The 18,889-nt window shown below is 74.9% G+C and carries 17 protein-coding genes and 1 pseudogene; 9 read left to right on the top strand and 9 right to left on the bottom strand.

Annotated elements, in window-relative coordinates; all coding sequences use genetic code 11:
* Nucleotides 1–34: 34 nt before the first annotated feature.
* Nucleotides 35–1,021: an ADP-ribosylglycohydrolase family protein gene (locus ACPU2J_RS04255; protein ID WP_423832788.1), complete on the bottom strand. Its 987-nt coding sequence runs from the start codon at nt 1,019–1,021 to the stop codon at nt 35–37.
* The gene (locus ACPU2J_RS04250) at nt 1,018–1,611 is read right to left on the bottom strand and encodes a TetR/AcrR family transcriptional regulator (protein WP_423832787.1); all 594 of its coding nucleotides are present in this window, start codon (nt 1,609–1,611) and stop codon (nt 1,018–1,020) included. The genes ACPU2J_RS04255 and ACPU2J_RS04250 overlap by 4 nt, the downstream gene beginning before the upstream one ends.
* Nucleotides 1,612–1,707: 96 nt before the next feature.
* Here ACPU2J_RS04250 and ACPU2J_RS04245 point away from each other — a divergent pair.
* The 5 genes and pseudogenes from ACPU2J_RS04245 to ACPU2J_RS04225 form a co-directional block, all read left to right on the top strand.
* A pseudogene (locus tag ACPU2J_RS04245) lies at nt 1,708–1,995 on the top strand (FAD-dependent oxidoreductase); the annotation flags it as partial.
* Nucleotides 1,996–2,056: 61 nt separating this feature from the next.
* Nucleotides 2,057–2,575, top strand: coding sequence for a hypothetical protein (locus ACPU2J_RS04240; protein ID WP_365073368.1), 519 nt, complete (start codon nt 2,057–2,059; stop codon nt 2,573–2,575).
* Nucleotides 2,576–2,677: 102 nt separating this feature from the next.
* The gene (gene lnt / locus ACPU2J_RS04235; protein WP_399311082.1) at nt 2,678–4,291 is read left to right on the top strand and encodes an apolipoprotein N-acyltransferase; all 1,614 of its coding nucleotides are present in this window, start codon (nt 2,678–2,680) and stop codon (nt 4,289–4,291) included.
* A gap of 47 nt (nt 4,292–4,338) precedes the next feature.
* Entirely contained in the window at nt 4,339–4,824 is a 486-nt protein-coding gene (locus ACPU2J_RS04230) for an NUDIX hydrolase (protein WP_365073362.1), read from the top strand.
* Between the two features lie 102 nt (nt 4,825–4,926).
* Entirely contained in the window at nt 4,927–6,117 is a 1,191-nt protein-coding gene (locus tag ACPU2J_RS04225; protein ID WP_423832786.1) for an acyltransferase family protein, read from the top strand.
* A gap of 14 nt (nt 6,118–6,131) precedes the next feature.
* Here the strand turns inward: ACPU2J_RS04225 and ACPU2J_RS04220 are convergent, their stop codons facing one another.
* Together ACPU2J_RS04220 and ACPU2J_RS04215 are read right to left on the bottom strand one after the other, a co-directional pair.
* Nucleotides 6,132–6,896, bottom strand: a complete 765-nt coding sequence (locus ACPU2J_RS04220; protein WP_420081677.1) for a trypsin-like serine peptidase — start codon at nt 6,894–6,896, stop codon at nt 6,132–6,134.
* Between the two features lie 163 nt (nt 6,897–7,059).
* Complete coding sequence (locus ACPU2J_RS04215; RefSeq protein ID WP_423832785.1) at nt 7,060–8,538, bottom strand: glycosyltransferase family 39 protein; 1,479 nt, start codon at nt 8,536–8,538, stop codon at nt 7,060–7,062.
* A gap of 160 nt (nt 8,539–8,698) precedes the next feature.
* On the opposite strand from ACPU2J_RS04215, the gene ACPU2J_RS04210 reads away from it, so the two are divergent.
* Nucleotides 8,699–9,988, top strand: coding sequence for an ATP-binding protein (locus ACPU2J_RS04210; RefSeq protein WP_399817671.1), 1,290 nt, complete (start codon nt 8,699–8,701; stop codon nt 9,986–9,988).
* Between the two features lie 116 nt (nt 9,989–10,104).
* Complete coding sequence (locus ACPU2J_RS04205; RefSeq protein ID WP_420081680.1) at nt 10,105–10,431, top strand: DUF6191 domain-containing protein; 327 nt, start codon at nt 10,105–10,107, stop codon at nt 10,429–10,431.
* On the opposite strand, the gene ACPU2J_RS04200 is transcribed toward ACPU2J_RS04205, so the two are convergent.
* From ACPU2J_RS04200 to ACPU2J_RS04180, 5 genes are all read right to left on the bottom strand, one after another.
* On the bottom strand, nt 10,409–11,014 hold the full coding sequence (locus ACPU2J_RS04200; protein ID WP_420081681.1) for a hypothetical protein: 606 nt from the start codon (nt 11,012–11,014) through the stop codon (nt 10,409–10,411). The genes ACPU2J_RS04205 and ACPU2J_RS04200 overlap by 23 nt on opposite strands.
* Nucleotides 11,011–12,660 carry a serine/threonine-protein kinase gene (locus ACPU2J_RS04195; RefSeq protein WP_423832784.1) on the bottom strand — a complete coding sequence of 550 codons (1,650 nt, stop codon included), beginning with the start codon at nt 12,658–12,660 and terminating at the stop codon, nt 11,011–11,013. The genes ACPU2J_RS04200 and ACPU2J_RS04195 overlap by 4 nt, the downstream gene beginning before the upstream one ends.
* A 135-nt stretch (nt 12,661–12,795) precedes the next feature.
* Complete coding sequence (locus tag ACPU2J_RS04190) at nt 12,796–14,043, bottom strand: Tm-1-like ATP-binding domain-containing protein (RefSeq protein ID WP_423832783.1); 1,248 nt, start codon at nt 14,041–14,043, stop codon at nt 12,796–12,798.
* 49 nt (nt 14,044–14,092) lie between these two features.
* Complete coding sequence (locus tag ACPU2J_RS04185) at nt 14,093–14,584, bottom strand: NUDIX domain-containing protein (protein WP_420081684.1); 492 nt, start codon at nt 14,582–14,584, stop codon at nt 14,093–14,095.
* Between the two features lie 30 nt (nt 14,585–14,614).
* Nucleotides 14,615–15,628, bottom strand: a complete 1,014-nt coding sequence (locus tag ACPU2J_RS04180; protein ID WP_420081685.1) for a cation diffusion facilitator family transporter — start codon at nt 15,626–15,628, stop codon at nt 14,615–14,617.
* Nucleotides 15,629–15,807: 179 nt separating this feature from the next.
* Between ACPU2J_RS04180 and ACPU2J_RS04175 the strand changes: the two genes are divergently transcribed.
* Entirely contained in the window at nt 15,808–18,186 is a 2,379-nt protein-coding gene (locus ACPU2J_RS04175; RefSeq protein WP_420081686.1) for an FHA domain-containing protein, read from the top strand.
* A gap of 5 nt (nt 18,187–18,191) precedes the next feature.
* Nucleotides 18,192–18,866 carry a hypothetical protein gene (locus tag ACPU2J_RS04170; protein WP_420081687.1) on the top strand — a complete coding sequence of 225 codons (675 nt, stop codon included), beginning with the start codon at nt 18,192–18,194 and terminating at the stop codon, nt 18,864–18,866.
* Nucleotides 18,867–18,889: the final 23 nt, after the last annotated feature.

The raw sequence follows: 18,889 nt of genomic DNA, 5'->3' as shown, positions 1-18,889 counted from the left end.
TGCCCTCCCGGTCCGCTCCGCTTTCCCGGCCCTCTCAGGCGTCCGGGCCCTCCCGGCCCTCCCAGGCCTCCGGGGGCTCCGTGTCCGCCCCGGCACCGGCCTCCGCGAGCCGCTGAGCGAGCGCGCACAGGTCGTCGGCGTCCAGGACCCGGCCCCCGTGACCGGGCAGCGGCACGTGCAGCGGGGCCGTCCACTCCCGGGGGACCGCAGCCCGCCCGTAGCGGGCGCCGGCCAGGGTGCCCGTCACGGCCGCGACCGTGTCGGTGTCACCGCCGAGGTCGACGGCCGCCCGGACCGCCTCCGCAAAACCGCCGGTGGTCCGCAGTGCCCAGACCGCCGATCCCAGGCAGGGCCACACCGCCCCGTTGAACTCGGTGGCCAGGCCGGGGTGCCAGTCGGGGGCCAGGATCCGCCCGTAGCGCTCCCGGTGGCCGGGGTGCACCGCGGCGAGGACGCCGGGCAGGGCCGCGAGCGGATCGTCCCCGTCGAGGGCGACCCGGACGAGCTCGTGCAGGATCGCGGTCCCCTCCCAGGCGGCACGGTCGCCGTGCGTCAGCGCGGCGATCCGCCGCGCGGCGGACATCGTGGTCTCCCGGCCCGCGGCGGCGAAGTACACCGCCGAGGTCGAGGCCCGCATCAGGGAACCGTTGCCGGCGGCCCGGCCGTTGGTCCGGAAGTGCAGCGCCGCGGCGAGGTCCCAGGGCGAGCCGTTCGTCAGGACGTCCTCGGTCTGCAGGCCGATGTCCTTCGGCTCGCCGGCCGCCCACCGCCGGAACCGCGCGAACACGTCGGGGAGCCGGAGCCCGCCGTGCTCCAGCAGGGATTCGCCCACGAGGACGGCCATCTGCGTGTCGTCGGTCGCCTCGCCCGGATCCCAGCCGCCGCCCCCGCGCATCTCCTCGCCGCGCGCGGTCAGGGCTCCCGCCGGTCCGAACTCGTACGGGGCGCCCAGCGCGTCGCCCGCGGCCGAGCCCAGCACCGCGCCGACCGCCCGGTCCGCCCGGTCCGGCCGGGAGGTCACGCCGGCCCCGTTCCGGAGCACACGGAGGCCACCAGCCTGCGGGCGAACAGGTCCAGGTCGTCCAGGCCCGCGGCGGCCAGGGTGGCCGGGGCTCCCGCCAGCAGGTGCGGGACGGCGCCGTGCAGGGCGAGGGTGAGGGCGCCCGCCCGGTCGGGGCCGCTCGGCAGGCCCGCCGCCCGCAGCAGGTGCGCGTACGCCGCGAAGTCCCCGGCGGCGATCGGGTCCAGCAGCGCCGCCAGCCACGGGCGCCGCGCACCCTCGGCCTGGAGCTCCAGCATCGCGAGGACCCGCGGCCGCCCCGGCCCGGCCGTGTTCCGCAGCAGCCCGGCCAGCAGGGCCGCGAGCTGGTCGGCGTCGGCGGGCCCGGGCCCCGCGCCCGCCAGCGCGGCGGACACGGCCCGGTGCTGCTCCAGGCAGCGTTCGGCCACGGCCCGCAGCAGCGCGTCACGGGTCGGGAAGTCGTTCTTGGCGGTGCCCGTGGGCACCTCCGCCGCCGCGTCGACGGCCCGGTGGGTCAGCCCACGGCCGCCCGCTTCCGCCAGTACGGCGATGGCCGCGTCCCGCAGCCGGTCCCTCCTGTCCTGATTCACGGTGCCAGCTGAACCACAGCCGTGGTACCGCAGGTGTCGTACCACGGCTGTGGTGGGGGGACGGTGTGCAGCCGGGACGAGACGAAGGGGGTCGTCATGGACCACGGGAACGGCAGCGCGTCCGGAACGGGCGGGCGCGCGGCGGGAACGGCCGTCGTGGTGGGCGCCTGGGTCGGAGGCCTTGCCACGGCCGTCGGCCTGCGCCGCGCGGGCTGGACGGTGGAGGTGGAGGTCCTGGAACGGCGCACCGCACCGGAGCGCTACGGAACCGCCTTCGGCATCCACCCCACCGCCCAGGCGGCCCTGGACCGGCTCGGCCTCGGCGACGCCCTGCGCACCCGCTCGGTCCCCTACCGCGACGCCCGCATCCGCCGTACCGCCGGGTGCCGCACCGACCGGCCGCGGGACGGTGGCGGCCCTGCGGAACGTGGGTACGCTGCTACGTATGACGGGTCACCCCCCGGGTCCGCTCTGGACGGGCCGGGCCACCAACCCCATGCAGTGGCTGCTCGCCGCGGCCGGTGCGGCCTGCGTGGCGCTCGGCGTCGAGCTGGCCGTCGACAACGCCGCCTGGAGCACCGACTTCATCCCGCTGCTGATGGCCGTGACCGGCTGCCTCGCCGCCGGCCTGCTCATGCTGTACGGCACCCTCGCCTTCGTGAACGTCTCCGTCACCGTCGACGCCCAGGCCGTCATGGTGCGCTGCGGGCACATCGGCGTCCCCCGCCGCACGATCCCCCTCACCGAGGTGACGGCGGCCGACTTCCTCCCCCGGATCACCCCCCAGCACTGGGGCGGCTGGGGCTACCGCTGGCGCCCCCAGAAGGGCACGGCCGTGATCGTCCGCCGCGGCGAGGGACTCGCACTGACCCTCGGCGACGGCAAGCTCTTCACGGTCACCGTCGACGACGCCGAGAACGCCGTCCGGGTCATCCGCACCCACCTGCGCGCCCTGGCGCGGTAGGGCCGGCCCTCCGGACCGGGCCGGATCATGACGGTCCCGCGGTGGGGCAGGGGGCCGGGGCGCTCACCGGATCCGGCGGCTCGGGGACGTACACTCCGCCAGATGAGCAGCAGTGTGAAGCCCGCCGCCGACCACGCGCCCCCGCGGCCCGCCGACGGGCCGGCCGAGGCCGCCGGGACGCCCCCCACCGCCCGCCGGCGCAGGGCGACCGCGCTGCTGCGCGCCGTGCTCGCCGCACTGTCCGGCGTGCTGCTCTACCTCAGCTTCCCGCCCCGTCCCCTGTGGTGGCTGGCCCCCCTCGCCCTCGCCCTGCTCGCCGGCTGCCTCCACGGCCGCCGCGCCCGGGCCGGCTTCGGACTCGGCACGCTCTCCGGGCTCGGCTTCCTGCTGCCGCTCCTCGTCTGGACCGGCGAGGAGGTCGGCCCCGTGCCCTGGCTGGCGCTGACCACCCTCGAATCCCTCTTCTACGGACTCACCGGGCTGGGCATCGCCCTGGTCAGCCGCTTCCGGGCCTGGCCCGTCCTCGCCGCCGCCGTCTGGGTCGCCGGCGAGGCGCTGCGCGCCCGGGTGCCGTTCGGCGGGTTCCCCTGGGGCAAGCTCGCCTTCGGGCAGGCCGACGGGGTCTTCACCCCGCTCGCCGCCCTCGGCGGCACCCCGCTGCTCTCCTTCGGCGTGGCCCTCTGCGGATTCGGGCTCTACGAGGCCCTGCGCATCGCCCGCCGCCACCCGGGCCGCGCCACCGCCGCGCTGACCGCCCTCACGGTCGCCGCCCCCGTGGTCGCCGGGCTCGCCGCCCGGCCACTGGTCTCGGACGCCGCCGAGGACGGCACCGCGGTCGCCGCCGTCATCCAGGGCAACGTGCCCCGCCTCGGCCTCGACTTCAACTCCCAGCGGCGCGCCGTCCTCGACAACCACGCCCGGCGGACCGTCCAGCTCGCCGAGGACGTCAAGGCCGGCCGCGTCCCCAAGCCCGACTTCGTGCTCTGGCCCGAGAACTCCTCCGACCTCGACCCCTACGCCGAGCCCGACGCCCACGACGTCATCGACCGGGCCGTCAAGGCCATCGGCGTCCCCGTGGCGATCGGCGCGGTCGTGGCGCCGGAGACCGGCCCGCTGCGCAACACGATGATCCTCTGGGATCCGGTCGCCGGCCCCACCGTGACCTACGACAAGCGCAAGATCCAGCCCTTCGGCGAGCGCATCCCCATGCGGTCCGTGGTCCGCCTCTTCAGCGCCGACGTGGACCGGGTCCGCCGCGACTTCGGCCCCGGCAAGGAGCCGGGCGTCTTCGACATGGCCGGCAGCGGCGTGGGCATGGTCACCTGCTTCGAGGCCGCCTTCGACGACGCCGTCCGCTCGACCGTCCTCGACGGTGCCCAGGTGATCGCCGTACCCAGCAACAACGCCACCTTCGGCCGTACGCAGATGACCTACCAGCAGCTCGCCATGGACCGGATCCGGGCCGTCGAGCACAGCCGCACCGTCCTTGTCCCCGTCACCAGCGGCGTCAGCGCGGTCATCCGCCCCGACGGCCGCATCGTCTCCCAGACGAAGATGTTCACCGCGGACGCCCTGGTCGCCGAGATCCCGCTGCGTTCCGGCCGGACCCCGGCCACGGTGCTCGGCCCGCTCCCGGAGTACGCCCTGCTGCTCCTCGCCGCAGGCGGCCTCGGAACGGTCCTGGTCCGCCGGATCCGGGCCCGGCGCGCCGGGTGACCGCGTCCGGCCGGGCCACCCGTCCCCGGGCCTCGTAGGGTCGGGGGATGACCACACCCGATTTCATCCGCGAGATCCGTGCCTCGGCCGGTCACCAGCTGCTCCTGCTGCCGGGGGTGACGGCCATCGTCCTCGACGACCGGGGCCGCGTGCTGCTGGGCCGGCGCACCGACACGGGCCGCTGGTCCGTCGTCGGGGGCATCGCCGAGCCGGGCGAGCAACCGGCCGAGACGGCCGTGCGCGAGGTGTACGAGGAGACGGCGGTGCGGTGCGTGCCCGAGCGGGTCGTCCTGGTCCAGATGCTCGAACCCATCACCTACCCCAACGGGGACGTCTGCCAGTTCCAGGACATCACCTTCCGCTGCCGCGCCACGGGGGGCGAGGCACGCGCCAACGACAACGAGTCCCTCGAGGTGGCGTGGTTCGAGGTGGACGCGCTGCCGCCGCTGGAGTCCTTCGCCCTCGACCGCATCCACCGCGCCCTGCGCGACGAGCCCACCTGGTTCGAGATCCCCGCGGAGATCACGGAATAGACCTTGATCGACTGCGTGCCTCGCGCTCCGGAGGCGCGTGTAGGGTTCCCGGGACCCGACGGCGCCGATCGGACCGTCATAGCGATGTGAGGACGGTCGAGAATGGGCACGGGAGCCGCCGCCGGTGAGACACACCAGGTCAAGAGCACACCGATCGCCGTACCGGGCCCGCGGCTCGCGGCCCTCGACGGGGTCCGGGTGCTCGCCGCGTTCTCGGTGCTCTTCTACCACTACGCGGCCCTGGAGAGCGCCTGGGGCGAGCCCGCGTCGGGCGTCTTCCCGCTCGCCCACGGGATGGCCGTGTACGGCTGGCTCGGCGTCGAGATCTTCTTCCTGGTCAGCGGCTTCGTCATATGCATGAGCGCCTGGGGGAGGAGCGTCGGCGACTTTGCTGTGTCCCGCGTCTCCCGGCTCTTCCCCGCCTACTGGGTGGCCGTGGTCTTCACCTCACTGGTGCTGTTCACCTGGCCAGAGGTGCGCCGGGTCGGCTCGCTCAGCGACGTCATGGTGAACCTGTCGATGCTCCAGGGCGGGGTCGGCGTCCCGCACATCGACGACGCCTACTGGACGCTCTTCGTCGAGCTCAAGTTCTACCTGCTGTTCGCCGTCGTGGTGCTGCGCGGCGTGACCTACCGCAACTGCGTCCTGTTCTGCGGGCTCTGGACCCTCGCGGGCGTCGTCGCCCCCGCCGTGGACAACGGTCTGCTGTCCTTCTTCGCGGTCCCGTCGGCCTCCCCGTACTTCATCGCGGGCATGGCCTTCCACCTGATGCGCCGCTTCGGGCCGAACGCGGTCCTGTGGGCCGTCGTCGGCGTGCAGTTCCTCCTCGCCCAGCACTACGTGCACCCCCGGATGATCACCAACCTGGGCCGCGCCGTCACCGAGCAGACGCCCGCCTGGCCCGCCCACCTGATCATCGCGCTGGGCTTCGCCGTGATGGCCGCCATCGCGCTCGGCGCCCTCGACGGGATCCGCTGGCGCTGGCTCCCGCACGCCGGGGAGGTCACCTATCCGCTCTACCTGATCCACATGATGGCCGGGCTGACCCTCATCCACCATTTCCGCCGCGAGGTGGCGCCCGTACCGCTCGTCCTCGGGGTGACCGCCACCATGGTGGTGCTGGCCTGGCTCGTCCACCGGCTGATAGAGCGCCCGCTGGGCCGCGTCCTGCGTGACGGCCTGCGGCGCGGCCTCCAGGACATCCGGTCCGCCGCCCCGGCCCGGCCGCAGCTCGACCGGCTGCCCGCGCAGCGTTCGGGGACCGCGACGGAACGGGTGCCCGCGGGCCGGTAGGGCCGCCCGGCCGGTCAGCCCTCGTCGGCCGCCTCGCGGTACAGCTCCACCGCCTGGTCGCCCATCACCGCGCTGTAGGACACCTCGGGGACGGTGCCGCCGCCCTCGTGGCCGCCGAGCACCCCGGCCAGCGCGCCGTCCACCAGCCAGGGGCTGCCGCTCGTGCCGCCGCTGAGGTCCGGGCACTCGATCCGTCGCTGCGTCGCGGAGAACAGGGCGGTCCCGTTGGCGCAGCGCAGCGGCTGGTCCAGGGTGCGCGGATAGCCGATGACCGTCACCGTCGGGTCGTCGGACCGCCCGGGCTCTACGGGGAAGCCGCCCACCAGGTCCTCGACGCCACGGGTCTCCCCGGAGTCCACCGGGGCCACCGTCGCGAAGGCGATGTCCTCGTCCGGGTCCTGGCCGTCCGTCCAGCCGGGCGCGATGTGCACGCCGGTGATCCGCCACAGGCCGTACGGGGCCTCCCCGTCCCGGTAGCCGGGTGCGAAGACGGTCGTGTACGGGCTCTCCAGGCAGTGGGCCGCGGTGGCGATCACGTCGCGGTCGTCGCTGCGGACCACGGCCGCGGTGCAGAAGTGGCCGCCGTCGAGCCCGCCCGCGAAGAGGGCGCCGACCCGGTCGGCCACCGGGTCCGGCAGGGCCCGCACGGTCTGCCCGAGCGGCGTCCCGGAAGGGTCGCCGGGCACGCCCACGCCGAGGAGGGCGGTCGTCGCGGCGAGCGCGAGCAGGATCCGTGATGCCCGCCGCGCACGGGAGCGCCGGGCCGTTCGGGGGAGCACGTGGCGGATCATGAACTCACCCTGCCCACCGAACCTGTGACCGGACGGCGCTGTTCCGTATGAATCCGCTGTGAATCCGGTAAAGCCCGTGAAGCCGGTGTGAAGCCCGGGGCATGCCGGGCGGGACGCCCCGTTCCCGTACGAACCGCCCCGCGCCGGCGTCCTACTTGCGGCGCTCGAACACCGTCACCCGGCGGCCCCGCACCTGCCGGTCGGCCACCACGTCGAAGTGCTCGCGCAGGACCGCGGCCTTGGCCCTGTCCCGTTCCGCCGAGGGCGGCTTCGCCACCTCCGCCGCGTCGGTCACCAGCAGGACCCGGCGCTGCCCGAGCAGGGCCGCCCGGATCCGGTCCGGAGCGGCCTCCTCCCCCTTGAGGGTGGCCGACGCCACCGGGGTCTCGGCCAGGGCCACATCGGCCAGCCCCGTGAAGGCGCCGGGGGAGACCAGCGCGGTGTCCCGCCGCGCCGCCGGGACGAACACCACCGCGACCCCGTCCCGCTTCAGCCCGGACACCTCGCAGGCCACCGCCAGCACGTCGTCGATCCGGCTGGCGGGCGCCCGCTTGCCCAGCTCCACCGGCAGCAGCGCCAGCGCGGCCACCCCCACCACCCCGGGCACGAGCAGGTCCGCGCCCCTCGGGAAGCGGGGCGCGCAGGCCCGTACGGCCGCCCCCAGCCCGGCGCCGATCAGCAGGGCCAGCCCCACCATGCCGAACAGCACGTACCGGTCCTGGAAGAGGGGCTGCGCCAGCGACAGCCCGGCCAGGCAGAGCTGGGGCACCGCCAGCAGCGGCAGCCCGACCGCGGCGAGCGAGAGCCGCCCGCGCACGGGCCGGTCCGCCAGGGCCCCGACCGCCCCGACCGCCAGAAGCAGCGCCGGACCGATCAGCATGTGCCAGGTCAGCGGAGGTATCCACGACACCTGCTCCGACTGGCTCCGGCTGAACAGCACCAGCGGCAGCGCCCCCGCCACCGCCACCGCGCCGTACGCCGCCCAGCGCAGCCACAGCCCGCGCCCGGCCCGCACCCACCACAGGGTGACCGCGTGCGCGGGCAGGACCAGCAGCGACAGCCAGTTCAGCAGTGCGCACACCAGCACGGTCGTCCCGTACGCGGTCCACCGCAGCCGCGCCCCCCGACCGCGCCCGCTCCCCGCCAGGGACACCAGCAGCAGGGTCGAGACCCCCGCGCCGGCCGCGACGAGCGCGTACGGCCGGCCTTCCTGGAGGTAGAACTGCACGGCCGGGAGCAGGCCGAGGGCCAGCCCGCCGCCGAGGCCCGCCGCCGGGCCGGCCAGCCGCCGCCCGATCAGGGCCACGCACGCCGCCGCGCCCGCGACCGCGAGCACCGACGGCAGCCGCAGGGTCGCCGTGTTCGCCCCGAACACCTCGAAGAGGCAGTGCATCAGCAGGTAGTACAGCCCGTGCACGGCGTCGACGTTCCCGAGCATCCGCCATATCTCACCCGCCGGCCGACCGGCCACCTGCCAGGTCGCCGCCTCGTCCCGCCACACGCTGTCCTGCCGCGAGAGCCCCCACAGGCCGAGGGCCACGGTCCACAGGACCGGGAGCAGCCACACGAGGTGGCGGCGGCGCCGAACGGAGAGCGGGGAGTCGGCTATCGCGGGTATGTCGGATGTCATGAAGGTGCGCGGATCCTCGGGGCGGGCTTTCGGCGGAAGCCACCAGTCTATGGACGCCACGGAGGGGTTCCCGACCGGCTGTTGTGCAGTGCGGAGCGCGAGCGACGGGCCCGGCCGCCCCTAGCCTCGCCGCAGGAGCACGAACGAGGGGCGGTACCCGGTGAACTGGCTCATCCACGACTACCGCGAGAGCGATCTCGCAGCGGTGGTCCACCTCATCGACACCACGGCCGAACTGGGCCAGGAGTCCGTCTTCTCGCTCGCCGAGTGCATCGGCGCGCTGACCGACCGGCAGCCCTGCGTGGTCGCCGTCCACCAGGGCGTCCCCATCGGCGCGGCCCTCGCCTGCGTCACGGGGGAGCGGGCCTGGGTCATGCGGATCGCGATCGCGTCCGGCTGGCGCGGCCGCGGCCTGGCCAGCGCCCTCCTCGTCGAGCTGGAACGACGGCTCATCGCCGCACGCGTCGGCCGCATCGCCTACGTCCTCCCCGAGGAGGACATGCTCGGCGAGGGCCTCCTCAACGCCGGCTACACCCGGCAGCCGGCCGTCGCCTACTTCGAGAAGACCGAGCCGCTGCACGGACCGGCCGCCGGTCTCCTCGACGACCTCGGCGGCCGCTTCCTGCCGAACGACCTGTGGTCGAAGGTCGCCGGAATGGAGAAGGAGAAGGACCTCATCGAGCGCCGTGTGGTGCTCCCGCTCGCCGAGCCCGAGCGGGCCGCCTCGCACGGGGTCCGCCCGCCGCGCGCCATCACCCTCTTCGGGCCGCCCGGCACCGGGAAGACCACCTTCGCCCGGGCCATCGCCTCCCGGCTCGGCTGGCCCTTCGTGGAACTGCTGCCCTCGCGCCTGGCCGACGAGGGCAACCTGGCCGCGGCACTGCGCGACGCCTTCGCGCGCATCGCGGAGCTGGAGCGGGTACTCGTATTCATCGACGAGGTCGAGGAGATCGCACCGGTGCGCACCGAGCCCGCGCAGCCCGGTGGCATCCACGGCGTGACCAACGAACTGCTGAAGCTGATACCGGGCTTCCGGGAGGGCGACGAACGGCTGCTGGTGTGCGCCACCAACTCCATCCGCTCGCTCGACCCCGCCTTCCTGCGGCCCGGCCGCTTCGACTACCTGATCCCCATCGGCACTCCCGACGCCGGTGCCCGCGCCGCGATCTGGGGCCGCTACACGGCCGGCCGCGCGGACGTCGACGTCGACGCCCTGGTCGGGGCGACCGAGCTGTTCACCCCGGCCGACATCGAGCACGCCGCCCGGATCGCGGCCCAGGAGTCCTTCGAACGGGACCTGGAGGCGGTGGGCGCGCGGGGCGCGGCGGCCGCCCAGCTCGGCGCCACCACCCGGGACTACCTGGAGGCCGTCCGGCAGTGCCGGCCGACGGTGACGCCGGCGATGACCGGCGAGTTCGAGGCCGACATCACCGCGCACGCGCGGTTCTGAACTCCCGTCCCCCGGTTGCGGCGGGGGACGGGCAGCACGGGCGGCGGCCCGCGGCCCCTCACCGGAGCGGGCCGCGGGCATGGCCGCCGGCCCGCCCGGTCGGTTACGGTCCCGCCATGGGCTTCGTCGTCTTCATGACCCTTCCGGGGCTGGCCATCCTGCTCACCGCGATGGCCTTCCTCGACCTGGCGCTGGTGCGGGCGGGCCGGGCCGGCCTGCTCCCGTGGCGCTGGAGCGGGCGCCGGGGGCAGATCTCCTCCACCGGTTTCGAGCAGCTGCACGCCAGCTTCTCGCCGGGCAAGCAGAACGAACTGAAGGAGCGCCAGAGCGCCCTGGTGCTGCGCGACGACGAGGAGGACGGCGCGCCGCCGCGCACCCGCGTCGACCTGGACGGCGGCCTCGCCGTCATCCGGATCCCCGCTACGGGGTGCAGCGGTACGTGAAGTCCACCCCGGCCGTGCGCCGCTGCGGCGACAGCAGCTCCAGCTCGGCCCGCGCCGGATAGGTGCCCGTCCCCCTGAAGGTCCACAGCAGGTGCAGCCGGGCCTCCCGCTCGCCGCGCGGCACCCGTTCGGTCAGCTCCTCGGACCGGGTGCCGTCGCTGCGGATCCATCGGTACCTCAGCACGCCCGGCCGCCCGTCCGTCCCGACGACGGCCACCACGTCGGCCGCGGCGTCGCACGAGGGACCCGCCGGGTCGGTGGTCACCGCCACCTCGCGGACCTCGATCCCGGGACCGAGCCGCTGCCAGCAGAGGTAGGCGACGACGGCGGCCAGCACCACGGCGGCGAGGGTGTAGCGGCGCAGCCCGCGGCCGCGGCGCGGCCGGGGCGGCCCGGCGGGGGGCGCGGTCAGCGGGAACGGCGCGGGCAGAGCCGCGGTGACCCCCGGCCCGAAGCGCAGCACGGACCCCTCGACCCGGTCGGGGGCCACCGCCTCCGCTCCGGCGGGAGGCCCGCTGAACCAGTGGCTGCCGAGGACGGTCGCGCTGTACTCGTCGTCCTCGGGGGTGCGGGAACCGCTCATCGTGGAACCTCCACGCAGCGCAGCAGGTACTGCGAGGCGGACGCGGACTTGTTGCCGGCGGCCGGCTTGGTGGTCACCCGGACGCCGCCGTAGCAGCCGCGGTCACGGCTGAAGGCGTGGGACCTGGTCGTGGTGACCGTCGTACCGGCCCGGACCGTGAAGGACTCGCTGCCGTCGGGTACCGCGTACGAGCCCTGCGCGCCGCCCAGGAACCACTCCACGACCACGGTCACCGGACCGGTGCCCTGCGAGGACACGGTGACGGTCGCGTCGCCGCGGTACACAGCGGTCTTGAGCGTCACGTCCACCGAGGTGACCTTCGGGGTCGGAGCCGGCGTCGGGGTCGGCGACCAGCTCGGTGTGGGCGACGCGCTCGGGGTGGCCTGCCCGGTGGGGGCCTGCGACCAGGACGCGGACGGCGACGTGCTCGGCGAGGCGGATGGGGAGGCGGATGGGAAGGCGGACGCCGGGGCCGACGGCGAAGGGGACGGGGACGAGGCCGCCGACGGGCTCGCATCGGCCGTGGACGAGGCCGTGACCGACGGGCCCGGGGAGGTCGGCCCGGGCGGGGCCGCGCTCGTCGTGGCGAAGGCGCTCAGCGCGGACGCCCCGCCCGGGGCCGCGCCGATCGCGTCCGTCGTCAGGACCAGCACCGCGCCCATGACCAGCGCGATCCCCGCGGCCAGCCAGCCGCTGCGGCCCGGCGCCCACCCCGAGCCCGCGCCCAGCGCGGTCGTCGCCGACGCGGTGGTGCCCGCCGCGGTGCCGCCGGCCGACGGGAAGAGCAGCGGCAGCAGGGCCGCGAGCGCGGCCAGCTTGCGCTGTCCGCGCTCCTCCCACTGCGGGCCGTACGCGGCCAGTGCCACGTCCTCCAGCTCCGCCACGAACGCCTCGGCGTTCTCCGGGCGCTGCTCGGGGGCCTTCGCGAGGCCGCGCCGGATCAGCGGCCGGACGGGCTCCGGGGCCTCGGTCTCGGGAACGGGCGCCTCGACGTGCTGCACGGCGAGCTCCGCGAAGTTGACCCCGTCGTACGGCTTGCGCCCCGTCAGGCACTCGAAGAAGGTCGCGGTGGCCGCGTACACGTCGGCGGCGGGCGACGCCGGCCGGCCCTGCCACTGCTCGGGAGCCATGTAGGCGGGAGTGCCGGCCACCCCCGGCGTGCTGCCGCGGTTCGCCGCGATGCCGAAGTCCACCAGCTTGGAGGAGCCGTCGGCCGCCACCAGGACGTTCTCCGGCTTGTAGTCACGGTGGACCACGCCCGCACGGTGTGCGGCGGCCAGCCCCAGCAGCGACCCCTTGAGGACCACCAGGGCGGCCTCGGCATCGGCCTGCCCCGACTGGCGCAGCAGCGCGCGCAGGGACACGCCGTCCACGAGCTCCATCACGATGGCGGCCCCGCCGGGCGCCTCCACGTACTCGTAGAGCCGCACCACGTACGGGCTCTCCAGTCCGCCCAGCAGGCGGGCCTCGGCGCGGAACTCCCCGACGAACGCCGGGTCCTCGCGCAGCCGGTCGCTGAGGTACTTCACGGCCACCGCCGTGCCGGTGGCGTCGTGCACGGCCAGTGCCACCCGGCCGCTGCCGCCCGAACCGAGCTCACGGACCTCCGTGTACCCGGGGACCGACCATGCCGTCCGCGTGTCCATCCCGCTTTCCCCCTGCCTGCCGTGCGGCGCCGTGCCGTCCCCGGAACAGCCCGTGGGGCCGGCCGCCGACGGCAGGCCCGGGACTCTCCGAGGGACGTGGTTTCCGCCGCGGCCGGTTCCCGACCGTACGGGGACTCAGGCCGCGGCCGACACCGAGCCGATCAGGGTGTGCAGCCGCTCGGCGGCCGCACGCCCGAAGGCCGGGTCGTTGATGTGCGTGTCGTAGTCGTAGAGGCGCGCGGCACTGCCCCGCAAGCCCTCGCGCAGGGCCGAGAACAGCGCCCGGTCCGCGCGGGGGTCATGGTACGGCCCGCCCGGCGCGCCCAGGGTGGACAGTCCACGGAGCGGGACGCACACGGCCGTCGGCCCGGTCGCCGCGCGCAGCTTCGCGGCGACCCGGCGGCCCAGCTCCGCGCACTCGTCCGGGGTCGTGCGGATCACCGTGATGGACGGGTTGTGGACGTGCACGCCCCGGTCCAGGACGTGCCGCGGCAGGGACTCCAGCGGGCCGAACTTCACCATGTCCAGGGCGCCCAGGCTCACCACCTGGGGCACCCCGGCCCGTCCGGCGGCGCTCAGCCGGTCCGGGCCCGCGGTGAGGATGCCGCCGCACAGGTCGTCCGCCAGCTCGCTGAGGGTGAGGTCGAGGACGCCGGCGAAGGCCCCCTGGCCCGCCAGGGTCTCCAGGGTGCGTCCGCCGGTGCCGCTGACGTGGAAGACCAGCACCTCGTAGCCCAGCTCGGTCAGCCGCTCCCGGGCCGCGTCCACCCCCGCCGTGGTCACGCCCGCCATGCTCGCCGCGACCAGCGGGCGCCCGCCCGCCCCCAGGACGGGACGGTGGTGGTCCATCCGGGCGTGGGCCCGGGCCATCGCGGCCACGGCCGCCGCGGCGTTCGCCAGGATCGGTTCGGAGACGCTGTTGATCCCCGCGATGTCCACGACGCTGTACATCATCGTGATGTCCGAGGACCCCACGTAGGGGGCGACGTTCCCGGACGCCATGGACGAGACCATCAGCTTCGGCACGCCCAGCGGCAGGGCCCGCATCGCCCGGGTGGCGATGGAGGTGCCGCCGCTGCCGCCGATCGCGAGGACCCCGTCCAGTCTGCCCTCGGCGTGCAGGCGCAGCACGGTCGCCTCGGCGCCGCGGGCCATCGCGGTCACGGCCGCGCCCCGGTCGCCGGCCGCCCGCAGGGCGGACAGGTCCGTCCCGGCCGCCCGGGCCACCGCCTCCCGCGGCACGTCGGCGGCCACCCGGGGCTCGCCCATGACGCCCGTGTCGACCGTCACCACCTCGACGCCGGCGCGCAGCAGCCTCTCGCGCAGCCAGCCGTACTCCACACCCTTGGTGTCCAGGGTTCCCACCAGCACGACGTTGGTCATAGGGGGAAATGTCCACGCGGGCGCGGAGGTTGGCAAGTACGCGCTCTGGTCAGGGCTTCAGCAGTCCCAGGAGCCGCTCCAGGAACGGCAGCTGGCCCGGGATCAGCAGGCTCCGGGCGTCCGGTGGCGCGAACCAGGCCACCCGGTCCAGCTCGGGGAACTCCTGTACGGTCCCCGAGTGCGGCGGCCACTCCATGCTGAAGGTGCCCGGCACCATCAGCGCCGGGTCCAGATCGGCCTCCACCGCCCAGACGGTCACGAGCTTCCCGCTGGAGAGTCGCACCTCGCCGAGCGGCAGGTACTCGCCCTCCGGCGGCGGGAGCCCGATCTCCTCGGTGAACTCCCGCCGGGCCGCGTCGCGCGGGGTCTCCTCCGGCCCGTACTCGCCCTTCGGGATGGCCCAGCCCCCGACCTCGCGGGAGGCCCACAGCGGGCCGCCCATCCGGCCGAGCAGCACTTCGACCCCGGTGCCCGCATCCGTCCCCCGCCGTGGGCCGGTCCGCCGGAACAGGAGCAGTCCGGCACTGCGCTTGTGCGTCATGCCCCCATGCATGCCCCGTTCCGGCGCGGGTCAGTGGTCGTGCGGGCCCTGGCGGTGGACCGGGCCGTGCGCGTCCGCGCAGTGCGCGTCGTACGGGGCCTCTCCCGGGCGGCCGACGGTGAGGAGGGCGTCCTGGGCGTGGTCCACCTGGAGCGTGGTGTGCGTGATGCCGTACTCCTTCTCCAGCAGACTCTCCAGATCCCGGCGGACGGCGTGGCAGTCGCCCGCGGGCTCGACCAGCACGTGCGCCGACAGGGCCGCCTGACCCGAGGTGATGGTCCATATGTGCAGGTCGTGCACCTCGGTGACCGGCGGGTGCCCGACGAGCCGGTCGCCGACCGTATCCGGGTCGAGATGGGCCGGAGCCGCCTCCAGGAAGATCCGTCCGGAGTCGCGGACCAGTCCGTAGCCCGCCTTGACCATCAGCACCACCACCACGAGCGTGGCGATCGCGTCCGCCTGCCGGAATCCGGTGGTCATCACGATCAGGCCGGCCGCCGCGGTCCCGATGAAGGCGAACAGGTCGTTCAGGACGTGCTGGTAGGCGCCCTCCACGGCCAGCGAGGACCGGTTGGCCCGCGAGATGCACCAGGCCGCCGCCACGTTCACGAGGATGCCGGCCAGCGCGGTCACCAGCACCAGCCCGCCCTCGACCGGCGGCGGGTCCACCAGCCTCCGCACCGCCTCGTACGCCAGCCACACCGCCAGCAGGAGCAGCGTCAGGCCGTTGGCCTGGGCGGAGAGTATCTCCGCCCGCTTGAGGCCGTAGGTGAAGCCGCCGCGGGCCGGGCGGGCGGCGAGGCGCATGGCGATCAGCGCCAGGACGATCGAGACGGCGTCGGTCAGCATGTGGGCCGCGTCCGAGATCAGCGCCAGCGAGTGGGCCATCACGCCGATGACCACCTCGACGGCCATGAACCCGCCGATCAGGCCGAGCGCGATCGCCAGCCAGCGGCGGTCCGCGTCGGCGGACACGCCGTGGCTGTGCCCACCCGGCCCGTGCCCGTGCCCGTGCTCGTCGTGCGCGTGGTCGTGCCCGCTCATGGCATCCCCCGTCTCGTCGCGGCAGCCGTTCGTACGGTTCCGTCGCGTGAAGTGAAGCGCACCCCGCCGCGATGGGCAAAGGCTGCAACGGGGACCGTTGTCATTACCCATAAGAGGCCTCTGACCTGCGGTTTCATCCGGCGCCTGCCGGGTGGCCCGCCGCGTGGGAAAATCTGCTCATGGTCCAGCGCCCCGGTGTGCCGACCGCACCCGAGCTCGTACTGTCGACCGACACGGGCTCCACGCCGATGAGCCCGGGCCGGACCTACCACGTCGGCCGCGACCCCCAGTGCGACATCTGCTTCGACGACCCCCGGGTCTCCTGGCACCACGCCGTCCTGCGGGCCGAGGGCGACCACTGGACGGTGGAGGACGAGCACAGTCTCAACGGCACCTGGGCCGACGGGCACCGCATCCGCGAGTGGCACGTCGGCGCCGGCAGCGAACTGCGCTTCGGCAGCGTCGAGGACGGCCCCCGCGCCGTCCTCGTCCCCCGCGAACCCCCCTCGGCGGCCGGCGGGGCCCGGCCCGCCGGGGTCTCCAACCCCTCGTCCACCGGCACCTTCCGCCGCCCCAGCGCCGTCATGCCGCTGCCCGCCCGGACGGCCCTGCGCATCGGCCGCGCCCCCGACAACGACCTCGTCATCGACGAGCTCATCGTCTCGCGGCGCCACGCGGAGCTGCGCGCCCGCGCCGACGGCGGCTACGAGATCGCCGACCTCGGCAGCCACAACGGCACCTACCTCAACGGCGCGGTCGTGGACACGCCCGCCCCCCTCACCGAAGGCGACATCGTCGGGATCGGTCATCGGGCCCTCTGCCTGGTCGGCGACCAGCTCCAGGAGTACGCGGACACCGGCGAGGTCTCCCTCGACGTCCAGGGCCTCGCCGTCACCGTCGACCGCGGCCGCAGGACCCTCCTCGACCACGTCACCTTCCCCGTCGGCGCCAAATGCCTGCTCGCCGTCATCGGACCGAGCGGGGCCGGCAAGTCCACCCTGCTCGGCGCCCTCACCGGACTGCGGCCGGCCGACCGGGGCGCCGTCCTCTACGACGGCCGCGACCTCTACCGCGACTACGCCGAACTGCGCAGCCGCATCGGCCTCGTCCCCCAGGACGACATCCTGCACGCGCAGCTCACCGTCCGCCGGGCCCTCTCCTACGCCGCCGAACTGCGCTTCCCGCAGGACACCGCCCCGGCCGAACGCCAGGCCCGCGTGGACGAGGTCCTCGGCGAACTGGGCCTGGAGGAACGCGCCGGCCAGCCCATCCACAGCCTCTCCGGCGGCCAGCGCAAACGCGTCTCCGTCGCGCTGGAACTGCTCACCAAACCCTCCCTGCTCTTCCTGGACGAACCCACCTCCGGCCTCGACCCCGGGATGGACCGCTCGGTCATGCACATGCTGCGCGGCCTCGCCGACGACGGCCGCACCGTCATCGTCGTCACCCACAGCGTGCTCAGCCTGGACGTCTGCGACCGCCTGCTGGTGCTCGCCCCCGGCGGCCGCATCGCCTACTACGGGCCGCCCGGCGAGACCCTCGGCTTCTTCGGCTTCGACGAGTGGCCGGAGGCCTTCGAAGCCTTCGAGAAAGAGCGCGGCCGGGACTGGGCGGGCGAGTACGCCGCGTCCACCCAGCACCGCAAGTACGTCCGGCACGCCGTCCTCCAGCCCTGGCGGGCCGGGGACCAGGACGCCGCCGCAGGCCCGGACCAGGTGGCCTTCGTGGCCCCGCCGCCCAAGGCGCAGAGCTGGGGCTCCCAGCTGTCCACCCTGGTCCGGCGCTACGCGGCCGCGCTCGGCGCCGACCGGACCTTCCTCGCCGTCATGGTCGCGCTGCCCTTCGTCATGGGCGTCATGGCCCGGGCCCTGGCCGGCGGCGCACTCACCCAGGAGACCGCCGTCAACGCGCTGCTCATCCTGTGCGTCGGCGGCGTCCTGACCGGGGCCGCCAACGCGGTGCGCGAACTGGTCAAGGAACGCGTCATCTACCAGCGCGAGCGCGCCGTCGGACTGTCACGCTCCGCCTACCTCATGTCCAAGGTGGTGGTGCTGGGCGCCGTCACCGTCGCCCAGGCCGTCGTGCTGACCCTCGTCGCCCTCCTCGGAGTGGACCTGGGCGCCCCCGGCGGCCAGGGGGTGCTCATGCCTCCCCTCCTCGAGATCACCCTCGCCGTCGCCCTGCTCGCGTTCACCGCGATGATGCTCGGCCTGCTCATCTCCGCGCTGGTCCGCAAGGAGGAGGTCACCATGCCCCTGCTGGTCCTCCTCGCCATCGTGCAGGTGGTCTTCTGCGGGGCGCTCCTCCCGCTGGACGGCGTGCCCGTGGTCGAGCAGCTCTCCTGGCTCGTCCCCTCGCGCTGGGCGCTCGGTGCCATGGCCGGCACCATCGACCTCGCGGCAATCATCCCCGGCGCCCTCACCGCCGACCCGCTGTTCGCCCACAGCGCCGGGGTCTGGCTGCTCGACATGGGCATGCTGGTGGTCCTGTCCCTGCTCTTCGGGGTGCTGGTCGCGAGGCTCCTGCGCAGGCAAGAGCCCGCGATCATGCGGAAGTAGGCCCCATGAGCACGATGGAACCCGGCACCGTGGTCGAGGACTTCCAGCCCACCCATGTGGTGCCCCCCGAGGGCCTCGCCGCCTGGGAGGTCCCCGACGTCAGCCGGCCGACCGCACCCCTGGACGCCTTCCTGCCCGTACAGCTGCTGTCCCGGCGCGGCGAATGGGCCGAGATCCTCTGCGCCAACGGCTGGAGCGCCTGGGTGGACGGCAGGCTGCTCGTCGCGGTGCCCCTGCCGCCCCCGACCACCGGCCGGCGGCCCCCGTTGCGCGCCGACGACCCGCGGCCCCTGCTCACCCACGGGGCCGACGCCCTCGAACGCTACCGGCACGCCCTGGAGGAGCTGGCCTCCGGGAACGTCGACACCGACGGCTTCCGGCGCTCCTTGCGGGGCCTGCGGGCCGGGATCGTGCTCGACGGGGAGTCCGTGTGGCTCTACGACGAGGCCTCGGGACGCTGGCTGTACGGCGACGGGACGCGCCTGGCGACGTACGCGGTCGCCGAGGGCCCGGGCGCCGCGCCCGGGCCGGAACCGACGGCCGGCCAGGCTCCCGCCCCCGCACCGGAGGGCGCCCCGCCGGACCGGCCACCGGCCGGCCCCGTGGACGCGCGGCAGGCCAGGGACTCGGAGGACGACCCGACCAGGATCGTGGACACCCGCGACGCCGCGGCGGAATAGCCGCCCCCCCCGGGCGGGGCGGG

It is taken from the genome of Streptomyces manipurensis (genome assembly GCF_049570255.1).
In the GTDB taxonomy this organism is placed as follows: domain Bacteria; phylum Actinomycetota; class Actinomycetes; order Streptomycetales; family Streptomycetaceae; genus Streptomyces; species Streptomyces manipurensis.
The sequence above is the reverse complement of the archived record's forward strand: the minus strand, read 5'-3'. Positions and strand labels throughout refer to the sequence as shown.

Coding starts and splice junctions, on each gene's coding strand:
- ACPU2J_RS04240 (WP_365073368.1), top strand. CDS start 2,057: ATGACGGGTCACCCCCCGGGTCCGCTCTGGACGGGCCGGGCCACCAAC.
- lnt (WP_399311082.1), top strand. CDS start 2,678: ATGAGCAGCAGTGTGAAGCCCGCCGCCGACCACGCGCCCCCGCGGCCC.
- ACPU2J_RS04230 (WP_365073362.1), top strand. CDS start 4,339: ATGACCACACCCGATTTCATCCGCGAGATCCGTGCCTCGGCCGGTCAC.
- ACPU2J_RS04225 (WP_423832786.1), top strand. CDS start 4,927: ATGGGCACGGGAGCCGCCGCCGGTGAGACACACCAGGTCAAGAGCACA.
- ACPU2J_RS04215 (WP_423832785.1), bottom strand. CDS start 8,538: ATGACATCCGACATACCCGCGATAGCCGACTCCCCGCTCTCCGTTCGG.
- ACPU2J_RS04205 (WP_420081680.1), top strand. CDS start 10,105: ATGGGCTTCGTCGTCTTCATGACCCTTCCGGGGCTGGCCATCCTGCTC.
- ACPU2J_RS04200 (WP_420081681.1), bottom strand. CDS start 11,014: ATGAGCGGTTCCCGCACCCCCGAGGACGACGAGTACAGCGCGACCGTC.
- ACPU2J_RS04195 (WP_423832784.1), bottom strand. CDS start 12,660: ATGGACACGCGGACGGCATGGTCGGTCCCCGGGTACACGGAGGTCCGT.
- ACPU2J_RS04190 (WP_423832783.1), bottom strand. CDS start 14,043: ATGACCAACGTCGTGCTGGTGGGAACCCTGGACACCAAGGGTGTGGAG.
- ACPU2J_RS04185 (WP_420081684.1), bottom strand. CDS start 14,584: ATGACGCACAAGCGCAGTGCCGGACTGCTCCTGTTCCGGCGGACCGGC.
- ACPU2J_RS04180 (WP_420081685.1), bottom strand. CDS start 15,628: ATGAGCGGGCACGACCACGCGCACGACGAGCACGGGCACGGGCACGGG.
- ACPU2J_RS04175 (WP_420081686.1), top strand. CDS start 15,808: ATGGTCCAGCGCCCCGGTGTGCCGACCGCACCCGAGCTCGTACTGTCG.
- ACPU2J_RS04170 (WP_420081687.1), top strand. CDS start 18,192: ATGAGCACGATGGAACCCGGCACCGTGGTCGAGGACTTCCAGCCCACC.